The organism is Veillonellaceae bacterium (genome assembly GCA_025992895.1).
Taxonomy (GTDB): domain Bacteria; phylum Bacillota; class Negativicutes; order Veillonellales; family Dialisteraceae; genus Dialister.
Map to the genome: position 1 here is coordinate 571,404 of DAJPGA010000001.1, position 15,536 is coordinate 586,939.

Annotated in this window: 15 protein-coding genes; 2 read left to right on the forward strand and 13 right to left on the reverse strand. The window is 44.7% G+C overall.

The features are described 5' to 3' along the window. Nucleotides 1-818 precede the first annotated feature (818 nt). Nucleotides 819-1,052, forward strand: a complete 234-nt coding sequence (locus OIM03_02240; protein HJI73092.1) for a hypothetical protein — start codon at nucleotides 819-821, stop codon at nucleotides 1,050-1,052. 163 nt (nucleotides 1,053-1,215) lie between these two features. On the opposite strand, the gene OIM03_02245 is transcribed toward OIM03_02240, so the two are convergent. The 13 genes from OIM03_02245 to OIM03_02305 form a co-directional block, all read right to left on the reverse strand. Then, complete coding sequence (locus OIM03_02245; protein HJI73093.1) at nucleotides 1,216-2,160, reverse strand: WYL domain-containing protein; 945 nt, start codon at nucleotides 2,158-2,160, stop codon at nucleotides 1,216-1,218. A gap of 315 nt (nucleotides 2,161-2,475) precedes the next feature. Further along, nucleotides 2,476-3,426, reverse strand: coding sequence for a 50S ribosome-binding GTPase (locus OIM03_02250; GenBank protein ID HJI73094.1), 951 nt, complete (start codon nucleotides 3,424-3,426; stop codon nucleotides 2,476-2,478). 12 nt (nucleotides 3,427-3,438) lie between these two features. After that, the gene (locus OIM03_02255; protein ID HJI73095.1) at nucleotides 3,439-4,140 is read right to left on the reverse strand and encodes a 50S ribosome-binding GTPase; all 702 of its coding nucleotides are present in this window, start codon (nucleotides 4,138-4,140) and stop codon (nucleotides 3,439-3,441) included. Between the two features lie 129 nt (nucleotides 4,141-4,269). Beyond that, nucleotides 4,270-4,494, reverse strand: a complete 225-nt coding sequence (locus OIM03_02260) for a hypothetical protein (protein HJI73096.1) — start codon at nucleotides 4,492-4,494, stop codon at nucleotides 4,270-4,272. Between the two features lie 252 nt (nucleotides 4,495-4,746). Further along, nucleotides 4,747-5,286 carry a 50S ribosome-binding GTPase gene (locus tag OIM03_02265; protein HJI73097.1) on the reverse strand — a complete coding sequence of 180 codons (540 nt, stop codon included), beginning with the start codon at nucleotides 5,284-5,286 and terminating at the stop codon, nucleotides 4,747-4,749. A gap of 482 nt (nucleotides 5,287-5,768) precedes the next feature. Continuing rightward, nucleotides 5,769-6,773, reverse strand: a complete 1,005-nt coding sequence (locus OIM03_02270) for a hypothetical protein (GenBank protein HJI73098.1) — start codon at nucleotides 6,771-6,773, stop codon at nucleotides 5,769-5,771. A 269-nt stretch (nucleotides 6,774-7,042) separates the two neighbouring features. Then, a complete protein-coding gene (locus OIM03_02275) occupies nucleotides 7,043-8,377 on the reverse strand; it encodes a hypothetical protein (protein HJI73099.1) in 1,335 nt (444 codons plus the stop codon). Nucleotides 8,378-8,527: 150 nt separating this feature from the next. Beyond that, on the reverse strand, nucleotides 8,528-9,502 hold the full coding sequence (locus OIM03_02280) for a WYL domain-containing protein (GenBank protein HJI73100.1): 975 nt from the start codon (nucleotides 9,500-9,502) through the stop codon (nucleotides 8,528-8,530). A 208-nt stretch (nucleotides 9,503-9,710) separates the two neighbouring features. Then, nucleotides 9,711-10,586, reverse strand: coding sequence for an aldo/keto reductase (locus OIM03_02285; GenBank protein HJI73101.1), 876 nt, complete (start codon nucleotides 10,584-10,586; stop codon nucleotides 9,711-9,713). Between the two features lie 218 nt (nucleotides 10,587-10,804). Further along, nucleotides 10,805-11,314, reverse strand: a complete 510-nt coding sequence (locus OIM03_02290) for a hypothetical protein (GenBank protein HJI73102.1) — start codon at nucleotides 11,312-11,314, stop codon at nucleotides 10,805-10,807. 30 nt (nucleotides 11,315-11,344) lie between these two features. Beyond that, nucleotides 11,345-11,905 carry a hypothetical protein gene (locus tag OIM03_02295; protein ID HJI73103.1) on the reverse strand — a complete coding sequence of 187 codons (561 nt, stop codon included), beginning with the start codon at nucleotides 11,903-11,905 and terminating at the stop codon, nucleotides 11,345-11,347. 369 nt (nucleotides 11,906-12,274) lie between these two features. Continuing rightward, entirely contained in the window at nucleotides 12,275-13,009 is a 735-nt protein-coding gene (locus OIM03_02300; protein HJI73104.1) for a hypothetical protein, read from the reverse strand. Nucleotides 13,010-13,372: 363 nt separating this feature from the next. Then, a complete protein-coding gene (locus tag OIM03_02305) occupies nucleotides 13,373-14,491 on the reverse strand; it encodes a 5-methyltetrahydropteroyltriglutamate--homocysteine S-methyltransferase (protein ID HJI73105.1) in 1,119 nt (372 codons plus the stop codon). 297 nt (nucleotides 14,492-14,788) lie between these two features. Between OIM03_02305 and OIM03_02310 the strand changes: the two genes are divergently transcribed. After that, nucleotides 14,789-15,391, forward strand: coding sequence for a TetR/AcrR family transcriptional regulator (locus OIM03_02310; GenBank protein HJI73106.1), 603 nt, complete (start codon nucleotides 14,789-14,791; stop codon nucleotides 15,389-15,391). The last annotated feature ends 145 nt before the right edge of the window (nucleotides 15,392-15,536 follow it).

Here is a 15,536-nt window from a genome sequence, read left to right on the forward strand (position 1 = left end):
TGCTGTATGCCTTTTCGCTCCCTACCATCTCATTCACCCTCTCTCCTGAAATGTTTATAGTTATAGTTTTATAACTACCATTCAGCAACCTCAGCACAAACTTTAAATCGCCAAAATAATGATGTCACCCATGATCACTCTTCCTCCCTTCAGATCAGACGACAGGTAAGAAATCTTAATTCCAAGGTTCAATCACTTATTGAATTTTTATTGTGAACTCGTTTAAATCTAAAATAATTTTATCACTCGAGGTGGACAATCCAGTGTCCGTCTAAAAATAAGAAAAGAAAAGTCTGCTATAAATTTTTTGTTTTATGTGTTATTAAGAAGGGATTGAACAGAAAACGCCAGTAATCATCGGCCGAAATGGAGAGGGGCGAACTCTTAATAGGCAAAAGATAAGCCACAGATAAGGCAGAGGGTAAGAATGGTTAACAGGAGAGGAGGGGAAATTTGCATGAGAATAAATCCATCAAAAAAGCAGCCGGGATGGCTGCAATCTACCTATATGAAACTTTAATCCGAAAATTTTGAAAGCTGAAGGCAGGTAAGAATAAAATTTCGCATATTTAATAATTACTGCTATGCATGTGTATTGCATAAAGATATACGCTCATCTTTTATGTTATGAATATTAAGAAATACGATCATGCGATTAAAAGCTTAATATCATGAAATAAAACAGTAGATAGGGTCTCAAAGTAATGATACAATAGGAAAAAGAAATAAAAATTAAATAAATATAAAATTTATAATGCTAAAAATCAACGCGCAGAGGGTGTTTATGGTATAGGGATAATTTCAGATGGGAAGGTGTAATGATGGGACTTTTTGATGCATTTGCTGCAAGTATAAAAGAGAAGGGCTCAGAGCTTGCGTTAATGAATGAACAGATGAAAGCATATCAACTCGAAGGAAATGAAATGACTGACAGCGAGTTAGTCCGTGAATACAAGTATGCAGTGGAGACGTATAAGAGAAGAAAAGATACTGATTCAAGATTACGTGCGCTGGGATTAAGAAAAGCACTTCAAGAGCGTGATATGTTATAATTATTGAAAGATATCATTGGAGTTTAAAAGGAAGATAGGCGGGAACTGTGCCATTGTGTTTAAGACCTCTGCGTGATTGATATAAATTATTCATACGATTTAAACAGTACACCACGTTTATCAGGTGTAAATAAAACCCTCGCAGCAATTAGCTGCGGGGGTTTTATACTTCATACATGGTTTTCATTTCTGCGATTTCTTGTTTCATTTCCTCTACAAAATCATCCGGTCCAAGAACTTTGACTGAGCGGCCCTGGGAGAGGAGGAACATGTTGATGCCGGTGCCGTAGATTTCGGCTTCTATGATGTAAGTGCCATCCTTTTCTTCCACTACTTTAGCGGTAGGAAGGCGGTCAAGGATGGCCTGGACGGAAGGTCCGGTATAAGAAAACTTGATCTTCCTGAATTCGCCGGGGAACATGAACTGTATTTTCTTCCTGAGTTCCCCGACGTCGAAATCATGTTCCGGTGCAAGCGTGAAATGCTTCCTGTGTTCAACAATGTTTTCAATGCGCCCGATGCGGTAGTAGAGCGGTTTCCAGTCGTCTTTATCACAGCGGTAAGCAATGAGGTAGAAGTAATAGTCGGAGAAAGTAATAGCGACCGGCATGATTCTTCTCGTTACAAGTTTCCTGTTGACCTTATAGTACGAGACGGATATCTCTTTCCTTTCATGGATGCATCTTGTCAGCTTCCAGAGCTGGTCGATGACGCTTTCGCAGTCACTTCCTACCGGGCTGTAGTGGAGCATTTCCTTTCCGATGATTTGATCCAGCATAGTTGCATCATGGCGGGACGTGAAGGTTTTCAGCTTATTGATGATGGTCTGTAGCTCCTCCTTGCTGAAAGCGCGGCATCCAATCATGGCTTTGATGATGGCGATGAGTTCCTTACTGAGGAGAATATTGTCGAACTCAATGGAATACGTCTTGGAGCTGCCGGAATATTTAAGGTCGGTAAAATTAGAGAGTTCCCTCTTATCATGGAGGAAATTACGGATTTCGCTGATATCACGGGTAATGCTCTTCGTTGAGACACCATAATCATCGGCCAGTTCCCTGACATTGATTTCTTCTCCTAATATCGTCCGGAGGAAAATCTCCAGCATACGATTTTTCTTGTTTTTCGCTCTCATCGGCCCGTCCGCCCTTCCTGCTGAAAAGAATAAAGCGCTGTATAAGTCACTAAAAACCTATCCAAATCTTTTTTAAGTATAGAGGAAGGACAAAGGGGTGTCTATCAAGAAAGGATTTATAGCGGGGTATATTTATCAAGAGACTATAAATGGGAAGTGTATATGAATATGGATAGTCCATTTTAAAAGCGGTGAAATAAAAAGCAGATAGACATCTTATGAGGATGAGTATCTGCTTTTTTCATCTAATGGCAGAGGCTTTTAGGGAGCTGATGAAGTCTTGCAGGGCTATTCATCAAACATGCCGCCAAGAAAACCAAGGATGGCTCCTACGACAGCACCGATGACCGGGCCGATAAAAGGAATCAGTTTTCCGATTTTTTGGCCTGCACTGGCACCGCTGGCAGCACCTGACAGGGCATTGGTTAAGGAACCTCTGACTTCTTGCTGAATTTCCCGATTGTAGTTTTCAAGGGAGTCATTTTTCTTCCATATTTCCGGATTCCTGTTCAAGCTGTCGGAAAGGAGAAATCTTTTACTGTCTGGCATGATTTTCAGCATTGTCAGGAGAAGCTTGGAAATATTGTAGTGATACAGTGCTGAATAGTAAATCGGATCCGTGGAGATACCGGTTGATTCTAGAATTCTCTGATGAATGGAAGAAACCTTATCATCAAGGAAATCAATAAGAGGTGTTTCAGGCTCTCTTTTTTCTTCATTCCAATGACGGCCTTTAAGAGCCAGGTCGCATTGGTTGATTGCGATAATCATACGCTTGGTATCCTGGATATAAGGGACAATGAGGTTCTCGAATACTTCATAGAAGGTTTTCATGTCTCTGTTAGAGCCGTCTACAAGGATGACGACTTCATCAATGACCAGATTTCCAGCGTTATCCTTTTCTTTCAGCGTATTGGCGATGTCTACGGCATACTTCTTGTCATTTTCCGGATTGTCGCCTAACCCTGGAGTATCCCAGAGAACCATATTGTCAATTTCATATTTTTGGATGACAGATGTTTCGGGATCGGCGCTGTAACCAACTTTTGCAACTTCTGTATCAAAAATCGCATTGATGGTGGAGCTTTTTCCAACGCCGGTTGCACCGACAAACATGATATTTAGTCTCTGCTTTTTGAGTAGATCGATCTTTTCAAGGATGAGGTCTCTGTCCGGAAGCGATTTTGCTAAGTCGGAAGAAAGCCTGTCCTCAAGGGTATCCAGTAAGTTATTTCCCATGAGAAGACCTCCTTAGGTCATGAGCCTTCGTCTTTCCGTAGGCATATGATCAATAATGAAATCAAAGACTGCTTTGACGTTCCAGCCATATTCTGCAGAATAGCAGACCGGCTTTAGGATTTTAACGCCTGTTGCTTCCAGAACTCTTTTCTGCACGGAAAGAGCCTGATCATCCAAGAATGAAAGCAGCGTTGCATCAGGCCGGTTGATAGAAGAATTCCAGTGCCGGCCTTTCATGGCAACATCAGCTTGATTGATGAGAACGAGAATCCTGTCTTTCTGAATGTTAGGAACGATGACCTCGTTCAACAGTGTATAGGTTGTTCCCATGTCACGGTTGGCGCCTTCAATGATGACAATGACCATATCAATGTAGCCATTATTTTCATCGCCATATGTTTTATATAAAAGATCGATCATCTTCTTCTTATGAATCTGATCGAGCCGGACACCATCTCCCAGTCCTGGAGTATCCCAAAGCTTGAACTGATTGTTCAATGTATAGCATCCGATATCCATCGTTTCCGGATCGACGCCATCGCCGACTTTGGCAACGGTCTTTTGGAAAAAAGAATTCAGAGTCGTGGATTTTCCGGCTCCGGTAACGCCTGTCACCATGACATCCAGCCAGTTAATGTTCATGCGTTTGAGATTTCTTTTGATATCATCAGTTCTGTATGTATTATAGGTAATTTGCTGCATTTTCCCAGTCAAGGGCCTCCTGAATTGAAGGATGTTTCTGCCATTCCATGTTCTTTGTCTACGAAGCATAGTTTACGATCCATTTCTTTTGAATTATATGAGGAGTGAGAAGTAATTTTATATGAGGTTCAAAAGAGATGATTAGAACAAGGAGAAAAGACCTGATATAAGTCCTCCAATGGCACCGGTAACAGCCCCTACGACTCCGCCGACCGCTGAACCGATGGCTCTGCCGACGCCTCCAAAGACTGACCCTATGGAGCCGCCGATATCAGCGCCTCTGGAGATGCAGCTGGTAAAGGTTTCTGCAAATTCTTCTATGACGCTCTTGCGGTAATCCTGCAGGTCATCGTTATCCTTCCACATCTCGGTCTGCTTATTGATATTGTCAATATAAACAAGCCTCTTTTCCTGTGGGGTGTTCTGAATGATATAGAAAAGCAGCTTAGCCAGGTTGTATGGATTGGTCTGGGGCAGGCCTTCTTCCTTAAAGCCGGCGCTGTAATAGATAGGATCTACATCAATACCGGTGCCTTCCTTGATACGCTTTTTGACGGAAGCCGCTTTCTCGTCAAGGAATTTTATGAGTACCGGATCCGGTTTATTTTCATCAGAATTTCAGTGTTTCCCCTTCATTGCCATATCTGCCTGATTGATGGCTACCAGGATACGATGCTGCGGATCTTTTCCTAGATTCGGAATGATGACTTCGTTGATCAATTCATAAGAGGTGCCGAGGTCTCTTGTGCTGCCGTCAAGAATGACAAGTACGAGGTCAATCAGGAGATCGCCATTTTCATCGCGTTCGTTCAGCTTTCTGATGATGTTTCTGGCATGATTGTTGTCTGCCTCCTTGCCGTCACCAAGACCTGGGCTGTCCCAGAGAACAAGATTGTCCAGCTCATAGCGCTCAATCGACATCGTTTCCGGATCAGGCGTTACACCGACTTTTGCGCGTTCCGTGTAATTTGTTGAATCAATATTGAACAGCGCATTAATGGTGGAGCTCTTTCCGCATCCTGTAGCTCCTGTGATCATAAGGTTGATCTTCTTATCTTTCAGATACAAATAATTTTTGAGCAATTTGTTACGCTCGGCTTCCGGAATCTTAGCCTTCATGATGTCCGATTTCATCGTATCAAAGAATTTGCTTTCCATAAGGACTACCTCCCAAGGTAATTAAATTTATTCCTTCCCAAGTGTGACCGTTCCCATTGCGGTCCGTAATGATTATTAAAGTGATATGTTTTTTTGAGTTCAACACCTTTCTGTCGTCATGAAATATTCCGTCTTTAGCACTGAAAACGGAATGCGTGAATGGGCTGCTGGGCACGGTTGTCAATTTGTTTGTACGGTTCTCTATTAAGAGAAGACATTTAATTGCTGACCGTATGTATTTATTGTATAAGTGGTATAGGACGATCTTATGTCCCTCTAAACCGAAAAATTAGATTCTTGTGACACTTTGTATCAAATTATTAAAGAAATGATTTATAACAAGATATCTGTTACACGAAGAAGCCTTGGAATACGATAAAAAAGAGGAGCTGAGATCGGGTGTGATTCAGTTCCTCTTTTTTCAGGACGTTCTTCCGCTATGGAATATATTTTCTATTTGTTTAAGGTCCTGGCCTGCCTTCTTATTCCTCTTCGTTCGTCCTGTGCTCATCAGCAAAGTCGACTACCTCGGCATCGGTATCTGTTTTGCAGTTTATGATGTGGCAGGTTTCTGAAGGGCGGGTATTGAAGTTGAAGAGGGCGCGTTTTCTTTTATATTCTTTTCCACTGTCTGCGTCCTGCGTGAATTGTCTGAAGAGACCGGTGAGGGCATGATGGATCTGGATGTATTCGTGACTGTTGATGAAGGTGCAGCCTTTTACGAAAAAACGATCGACGTCTAATGACAGGGCGATGCCATTCTGGAAGTTTTCGAATGTGCAGTTTTCAAAGGTTACTTCTGGAATTTCCAGGAACCGGAACATTCCTTTTTCGGATTGGAACTTGCAGTTGCTGAAGGTGACGCTTTCGTGGTCCTGAATGCTCCAGTCATCTTGCAGGGTGAGTTCTTCGTTTTCAAACTTCAGATGCTTATCACGGGAATGCAGTATATAGTAGGGTTTGCCGGTCTCTGTTTCTATTGCCGGCGTCCTTTCGGCTGCATTTATGGAACGAAGAAAGTTTCTTCTCCGTTCGATTTCATTTGATGGGGTTACGATTTTTTCAGGATCCATGGACAGGATGTTCCTGAGGGTTTTCATGGCTTCCCGTGTATAGGATGTGATGGTGTCACCGTTCAGAATGAATTCGAAGGCTTCTTTCAGGAAAAGGGATTTCGCCGGGGTCTGAACGATTTTGAGCAGGAAGTTCTGCGCCGATTCGAGGTCGAGTGGCTGATCGTCAAGAGAGTCGATTCCCCAAGTCTTGAGGCGCAGGTGCATCCAGGCAGCCTGAGTGTCTGATGGGGCCTGGCCTTTTGGAAGGAGACCGCAGATCATTCGGAGATAAGTCGGCCGAAGAGGCGGAGGGATGAGCTGATCAGAAAGATCCGGGTCCCTGAAATGAAGTGTGGTAATCGACCAGGTTCTAAGATTCTGGAATACATCTTCCGTTTGTTTTGTGGTGGGAATGATGTCGTTGGTTTCCATGTTGTTCTCCTTTTTTGAAATCGGGCCTTGCGTTTTCTGGCAGCCATTTCTTTTGAATGATAAAGGGTATGCTGCGAATCCGCCTTCCGAAAGCTTCTGCAGCAGCGTGTTGATTTATCTTTATTATAAAAAGTGGGCAGGACAATATATGTCCGTCTAAAATTTTGTTTCAGAGAAAATGGACATTGGCATTGGAGAGAAAAAGGCCTGCCGGAGCGGGCGCGGCAGGTCTTCTTGTCAGATTGGCGCTGACTTAAGCAGATATTGTGTTAGTTGACTGCATAATCTCCGTCTTTCCAGTTTCCGGAGTAAACGACATTTCCATTTTCATCATATTGCGTACCCTTGCCTTCATAATGGCCTTTTTTATTGAATTCACCATCATAAGTAAGGATATTATTGGCATTGTACTCTTTTCCTTTGAGATATCTGTTATCTTTGTATTCCCCATCGAATATTACACCATAAGGACCGTAATCTGTTCCATGACCATTCAAAGTATCTTTTTCAAAGTTTCCATAAGTGAAAGGAATAAGGGAAAATGCAGTTTCTACCTGCTCTTCAAATTCAGGAATAGCAGTGGGAACCATGTACGTGGAAGCAGCTTTTTTATAGAATTCTTCTTGAAGATCAAGAAGGTGTTCTTTGACTTCCTTATTCATGTTGCAAAGCTTATCAAGACCGCCTAAATCGTAGAGGTAATGCATGTGTTCCATTTCAGCAGAAGTTGGGACTTCTACTCTGGAATCTTTATGCTGGGCTTGGTATTCATGGATGTAATCAATGACTTGCTTGTGGTAATCATCAAGAAGCCGATTATATTCCTTGATTTGCTGACCGGTTGAATCTTCAAGCTCATGTTTCTTGCGTTCAGCTTCATTTGAAATAAATTTTGTACGAGCGTTGGCTTCGGCCAGCTGAAGAAGGTATTTTATATTTTCATAGTTGTAAGATATTCCTTCGCCATTTCTTTCATTATTTTTATAGTAGCCCTCGTAGCTCATATAATATCCTCTATAAACGGCTGGAGAGACTTTAAAGATGTCGGTCTTTTCAAATTGGAAAAGACCATGAAGCGGCATTCTTCCTGGAACGGAGTATTTACTATAATTGGGCAGAGAGAAGGAACCTTCCCGGATTTCCTGACCATATCCTTCCATCGAGCCATCTTTAAAATGGGCGATATAATAAGGATGATCTTTCCAGTATATGACTCCGATGCCATCAGGTTTGTTATTTTTTATTGGGCCTCTGTAGTAATTGAGACTGTCCTTTCGGGTGATTTGCCAGAATTTGTGTCCATCAACAGAATGCCATGCGATGTTGACTTTGTTATATTTAGCCGGATCAAAGTCAGCAAGTTCTTTTCGTTCTTTAGTAAATATATTGCCTAATTTTTCATTGGTATAGTAATAAGCGTATTTTCGATTCAGCGGATCTGTTTTATATAAATCCTTAAATTCCGCATATGGATTTGGCTCCGATTTGCTTTCTCTCGAGCTTGATTCCGAGCCGCATCCTGCAAAGAGCAGTGCCATGAGGCTGATAACGGCAAGGAGGATGACTGGCAGAAAATGACTTCTGCGGTTCATGCTGGTTTCCATAATAAACTCCTTTTTACAAATTCCCTTCGTTTTCTTATGTGAAGAGGAAGTCCCGATTTCCTCTTTTCACCAATATAGATTCTCCTTCTGCCAAAAGATCCCCGCTGGGCTGCTCTTCCCAAAGCGGCCTTGCGGAGATTCCAATGAGCTTTATTCTTTGTACTGTGCGTCCATGTCGGAGATTTCTTCCCGGATTTCATCGACGAATTCCGGCGGACCGAGGGCCTTGATTTTCCTGCCCTGGGAGAGGAGAAACATATTAATGCCTGTTCCAAATGTCTCAGCTTCGAGGATGGATGTCTTTCCATTCTGCTCGAGGACGCGGGCGGTGGGGATCCGGTCGAGGATGGCCTGGACGGAGTCGCCCGTGTAGGAGAATTTGATTTTCCTGAGTTTTCCCGGGAACATGAACTGGATCTTGTCACGGAGCTTGCCAACGTCGAAGTCATGCTCAGGCGCGAGCGTGAAGTGCGTCCGGTGCTCGGTGATATGCGTGATACGGTCGACGCGGAAGTAGAGGGGAGTCCAGTCTTCTGTGTCGCAGCGGTACGCGATGAGGTAGAAGTAGTAGTCGGAGAACGTGATGGCGATCGGCATGATGCGCCTTTCGACGGGTTCGCGGTCTACTTTGTAGTAGGAAATGGAAATTTCCTGCCTTTCCTTGATGCACCTCGTCAGTTTCCAGAGATTGTCGATGACACTTTCACAGTCGCGGCCGACCTCGTTGTAATGATAGACTTCCTTCGTAATGATCTGATCGAGCAATGCGCGGTCCTGATGTGAAGTGAAGGCCTTCAGTTTACTGATGAGCGTCAAAAGTTCTTCCTTGCTGAAAGCGCGGCATCCGATGAGTACTTTGATAATGGCGATGAGTTCCTTGCTGAGGAGCACATGGTCGAATTCCAGATGATATGTCTTTGAGCTGGCTGAATATCTTAGATCTTTGTAGTTGACGAGGTCCCTGTTATCTGATAAGAAGTTCTTGATTTCGCCGATGTCTCTGGAAATGCTCTTCCCTGACACTCCATATTCATCTGCTAAAGCCTTCGTATTGATATTCCCGCCGACCATTGCCCTGTAAAAGATCTCAAGCATACGATTTTTCTTGTCTTTGGCTTTTACCATACAGCGCAGCCCTCCTTCCCTGTAGTATTTTTATTCTGTATCTATTGTATGAATGGGGAGGGACAATAGTCTGTCCCTATAAAATCGAAGGTTCAGATTTCTGCATCAAATTAGCAATTTTATTCAATTTTCTTCAGGAAATCGGTATTTCAGCGCGAAAAAAGGCAGCGGCCGGGGATGGCTGCTGCCTTTTTTATAGGTATTCTTTTTACAAGCTGGTGACGACGGGGTTGTTCAGGTAGTCGTAGACGCGGCGTACTTCTTTTACATTTCTGGTATCGAGCATCTGCGGACGGGCGAGGTCGAGGGCGCGGATGGCGTTCATTTCTTCATCCGTAAGCTCGAAGTCCCAGATATCCAGGTTCTGTTCCATGCGTTCCTTGTGAACGGACTTTGGAATGATGATGATGCCGCGCTGGATATTCCAGCGGAGGATGACCTGCGCGGTGGTCTTGTGATGAGCTTCTGCGATGGAAGTAAGGACGGGATTCGTGAACATGCCGTTCATGCCTTCTGCAAACGGTGCCCATGCTTCCGGCTGGATGCCGTATTCTTTCATAAGGGCGAGTTCATCTTCTCTCTGATAGAAAGGATGGAGCTCGATCTGATTGATGGCCGGAACGATGTCGGTATTGAAGCAGAGGTCGACGATGCGGTCTGGCAGGAAATTGCAGACACCGATCGCGCGGATCCGGCCTTCTTTGTAAAGCTCCGACATAGCTCGCCAGGAACCGTAATAATCAGCAAAAGGCATATGGATGAGGTAAAGGTCGAGGTAGTCCGTGCCGAGTTTCTTGCAGGAACGCTCGAAGGCTTCCTTCGTCTTTTCGTAGCCCATTTCCTGCATGTAGGCTTTCGTCGTCAGAAAAATTTCTTCACGCGGAATGCCGCTTTCCTTGATGGCTTCGCCGACAGCTTCTTCATTTTCATAGCTGCTTGCTGTATCGAGCAGACGATAACCACAGTCCAGCGCATCTTTCACAGCCTGCTTGCAGGCATCCAGGTCCGTAACCTGAAAAACGCCGAACCCTTCCTGCGGCATCTCGACACCATTATTCAAAGTGATAGACGGGATTTTCATCATATTTCCTCCTTACTATGCTGTACGATTACTGTACGTTTTTTAGAATCTGTCAATAGTATAGCATGAAATAGGCGAAAAATGAAAGATGTTAGCAGGGGTTAAAGTGGGTTGAATATGGAATAGAGAGAGCCCACTATGACGGCACAAAAAAGCCATGAGCAAAGGCTGCATGGGGATGGGGTTCATTCATGGAATATGCATGATTATTATTGGCTATGTCAAATAGCGATCCCTTGTACTCCTTGTTGGTTTTTCGCCAGGATAATGAGTTCGTCTTCTTTATAAGGAAGGAGAATGATCAGGGAGAGGGGGCCGCCCCAAATATAGTAACCTCTTCTTTTTACAGGTGTTCCCAGCATCTTGGTCATGCCGGCTAAGCGCGTTTCAAATTGGTCTCCGCTGAATGGGATCTCTATCCCGAAGAGTTTGTTGTCTATGAAGATGGCACGAATGGTTACAGGTCCCTCAAAGTTCAAAGAGCCCTTAGCATCCGGGATCAGGACGGAATAGTGCGCAGCATCGTCATTGCGTCCCAGAAAAGTGGTTTTATGGGAAGACTGAATGTCTGAGATTGTTTCATCCCAATGAACATCGCCAAAACCATTTGGATCCTGAGAGTTGGTCATAGCACTGACAGTGGGAAGCGGGCTGAATGGAATATAATTTGAAACGAGGGGAGATGCGAAAAGGAGTATTCCTAAAAACAGTATGCGAAGTGATTTTTTCATAGGGATCTCCTTAGGAATAAAGAATGCGGTTTAATAGAGGTTTTCTGACTCAAATTTGAGATGAAAGTAGATATTATAGCATTTATAGAACATATAGTTAGCGGCATGGTAAGGATTTGAATTAAGCACGACAGATTGATTATAAAAAGGTCTCAGACTATTAACATATGTTCCGTCGAGAGTATAACAATTAATATCGGTCATGGTATATTTTATTCCGATGTTCTCGTTGAGTTGGCTCATAAATTTTTTAGCCATACTATTTGTGTCTGATTTATTTGGACTTTCTGCAACAATATTTTCCATTAGCTGTTTAGAGTTTCTATTGTAATCATAGAAACAGGTAATAGTAAATTCAAAAATACCATTCTTAGCATAATCAGGGCCATAGACTTTTGCTCGAATTGTATAGTAGGGGGGAGCATAACGGAGTGATTTTATAGAATAAGAATCTACATAACAAGCGTCAGTTTGCCCTTCAGCTACTTTTACATAGCGTTCGGGATTGTTTTGAAGATCAGAACGTGAAATAGCAAAGGTTGAAAATGGGATTAAGATAAGAGTGAATAGTAGTGTCAGTATCCTTTTCATCGAGAGCATCTCCTTTTAGCAATTATCTAAACTTATTCTATCACCATGACTAATTATTTGAGTATACAAATAATTTATATACGTATCTAGTATAAATGGCTATAGTGTTCGGGAAGGATAAGGAAACAAACGACCGCGAGGTGAGTGGAAAGATTAAAACCATACAACCTCGCGGCGCTCGCGGAAATCAACCCTAACCGCCACTTCGTGGCCCTTCTTCCCCGTCTGGGAAGGTTAACACCACTTATTTGCTTCGCAAAGGGAAAATAGGCAAACCGGCCTTCGGCCCTGAAAAGCAATCTTCTCATATCTTCCAAGAAAAAAGACCCTCGCGGGTCTTTTTCTGTGGTTGGATCCTTACGCTTCCTTTCATTCCACCATTTGTTCTGGCGGATTGTCCATGGGGGAGCGGAAGGGTTTGTATTTTTTGTTTTGTGTCGGGAGCTGGAGGCAGCTGGAGAATGTGGGGTCGGTTTTGAATTGGAGGTAGTGTTTGACGAAGTTGTTGTTTTCGAGGTCGGTGTCTTTGATCATGGATAGGCCGGCTTCGGTGATGTAGACCTGGATGCTTCTGGTTTTCTTGCAGGTATAGGCGTGCAGGAGGCCTGTGGCGAAGAGTTTTCTTAGTTCTTTTTGGAAGGATTCGGAGACGGTTTCGAATTCCCAGTTGTCTTTTCCGATGCGTTTTCTGCGGTAGAAGAGGAGGCCCATTTTGTTGCCTACGAAGATGTTCATGGTGTTGTTGATACAGAAGGGCTGTCTCAGGTTATTGAAATAGTAGATGGTGCGGAGGGTGAGGTAGTCGTATAGGGTGAAGGGACACCATGAGACTTTGTCCAGGGTTTCTCGTATATTTCTTAGGACTTCGCCCGTGATCGGCGCGTATATGTCGAAGGTTTTGCTTGAGTAATAGGGCGTGGTTTTGTGGTCGCTGAAGCGGAAGCTGTAGTACATGCCGTCTTTTCTTCGTATGAGGGCATAGGCGGAGGCGTATTGGCGGCCGCAATAGAGGAGTTCGAGTTTTTCGTCTTCGTATAGGATGGTTTGTAATTTTTCTTCGATTTCCTGGCGTTTGGCGATAAGTTCTTTTTGTACGGTTTTCATGATGGGTTCTCCTTTCGTTTGACAGTGGTTCATCGGTCTGGTTTGCTATCTTCATTATAAGGAAAAGGATGACAGGAACTGTCGAGAGGAGAGAGAGGGAAAAATTTTCTTTAAGGAGAGAAGGAGAAAATCATACAACCGGACTTTGTCCGAGGAAATCAACCCTCTTTGAAAACCATAAAACCAAGGCGAGCGCCTTGAGGAAATGCAACTCATCCGCCCGGCATCAGAATTTATGGCCGGGCACCTTCCCTTCCAGGGCAAGGTGAAAGGTCTTCCACTTTGGCGTTCACCGCTATTTTCGATTTCCCGCATCAAAAAAAGGACTCTTTCGAGTCCCTTTTTTGTTTCAGGTTGATTCTTTTATTCTCCCCAGATTTTATCTGCGTAGTCGCGGATGAGTCTGACTTTGGCCCATTGTTCTTCTTCGGTGAGGGCGTTGCCTTCTTCGGTGGAGGCGAAGCCGCACTGGGGGCTCAGGCAGAGCTGGTCTTTGGGGACGTACTGGGAGGCTTCTTCTACGCGTGCCTTGACGTCTTCAAATTTCTCGAGCTGCGGGAATTTGGAGGTGATGAGGCCGAGGACGACCTGCTGTTTCTGGATGTACTTCAGCGGTTCGAAGCCGCCTGCGCGGTCGGAGTCGTATTCGAGGAAGAATCCGTCGATGTTGCAGTGGCCGAAGAGGATTTCAGCGACCGGGTCGTATCCGCCGGAGGAGAACCAGGTGGATCTGAAGTTGCCGCGGCAGATGTGCATGGTGATTTTCATGTCAGCTGGTTTGGCTTCGAGGGCGAGGTTGATCATTTTCACGTAGTTCTTTTCGATCTTGTCGAGATCAAGGCCTCTTGCTTCGTAGGCTTTTCTCTTGTCAGGATCGCAGAATTCGCCCCAGGAGGTATCGTCGAACTGGAGGTAGCGGCAGCCTGCTTTGTAGAAGGTGCGGATGGCTTCCTGATAAGCGAGGGCAATGTCTCTGTAGAGGTCATCTTCGTTCTTGTAAAGGTCGATCGGCTGGTAGTTTTCTTCGCGGACGCAGCAGATGAGGTGGAGCATGCTCGGGGACGGGATGGTCATCTTGGCCATGGTGTCTCCTGCGACGCTCTTCAGGTATTCGAAGTCTTTGACGAAGGGGTGATCGCCGAAGCCGATTTTGCCGGTGATCTTCACGGTAGCGGCTTTGGGCTGGTGGCCTTTGAAATGGACGGACCATTCTTCGGCCTTGACCTTTTCTACTCCTTCAAGGTTTTCAAGGAAGTCCAGATGCCAGTAAGTGCGGCGGAATTCTCCGTCGGTCACGGCGTGGAGACCATTTTCGATTTCCTTGGCGACAAGTTTCTTGATTTCTTCGTCTTCGATTTGGCGAAGTTCGGAAGCTGTGATTTTGCCTGCTTCCAGATTGCGGCGCGCTTCATGAATGACTTGTGGACGCAGGAAGCTTCCTACGACGTCATTGCGGAACGGCGGTACGTTTCTTGTTCCCATATGGACACATCCTCTCAGTACTCGGAATCTATTGATTCGAAAAAACGGCAGATCGCGGGATTTCCCGCTGCCGGGTAATTCAAGTATAGCATTGAATGAGGATGGCTCTCAAGGAAATAGGGGGTATTCAAGGTTGGCATTTTCGCAATCTATTATGATTTTTATCGAAATAGAAACGATGCGTTTTTCTGACCCGCAAGTGACCGGCTATAGAAATTGACCATAAGTCATTGCAAGACAAATGCTTTTTTAGTATGCTGTAAGAAATAGTATGCTTAGTGACAGTGAGGAGGCATCATGGCTTTAACGAAGAAGGCGGAAAAGACGCGTTCAAGGCTCTTGGAATCCGCAAGACGGCTGATTAGTGAGAGAGGATTTGACCACGTGTCTGTAGAGGATATCACAAAAGACAGCGGCGTGGCGAAGGGTACATTCTACCACTATTTCGAATGCAAGGAAGAGGTCGTGGCGGAGCTTTCCTTCCAGTCAATCCAGACGATCATCAAGAAGGCGATCGATTATGACGGAGACGTCAGGGAACGCTGCCTTTACTACTTCATCGAGCTTTACAAGGATGCTTCCTGGTCAGGCGTGCGCCTGGTGCGCCGGTGGATGAAGGAAACGATGGAGGCGGAAACGCCGGATTCCCGGACGAGGGAATGCCTCGACGGCATCCGCAATACGGTCATGGATATCTTCGTCACCGGCCTTGGCAAGGGAAAAGGCGAGCTCCGCGCAGATGCCCCGCTCGATATGCTTTCCAAACTGCTGATGAGCCATTTCTTCGGCGTCCTGACGATCTGGTGCATGATGAATGGCGAATGGGACATCGTAGCTGATGCCGATGTCTATGCGAAGACGGATATAGACAACCTCCTCGGTGCTTATATTGAAGAATAAACAATTGAAAACGGACCCTGCTCTGGTGGAAACTCCAGAAACAGGGTCCGTTTTCGTTTTTGAAAGGTAGTTTGGAAAAAGAGTGATACGGAGAGACAGGAAATGTGGGAGCACCTGTCTCTCCAGGTCCGGCGTTCGGGAGTCC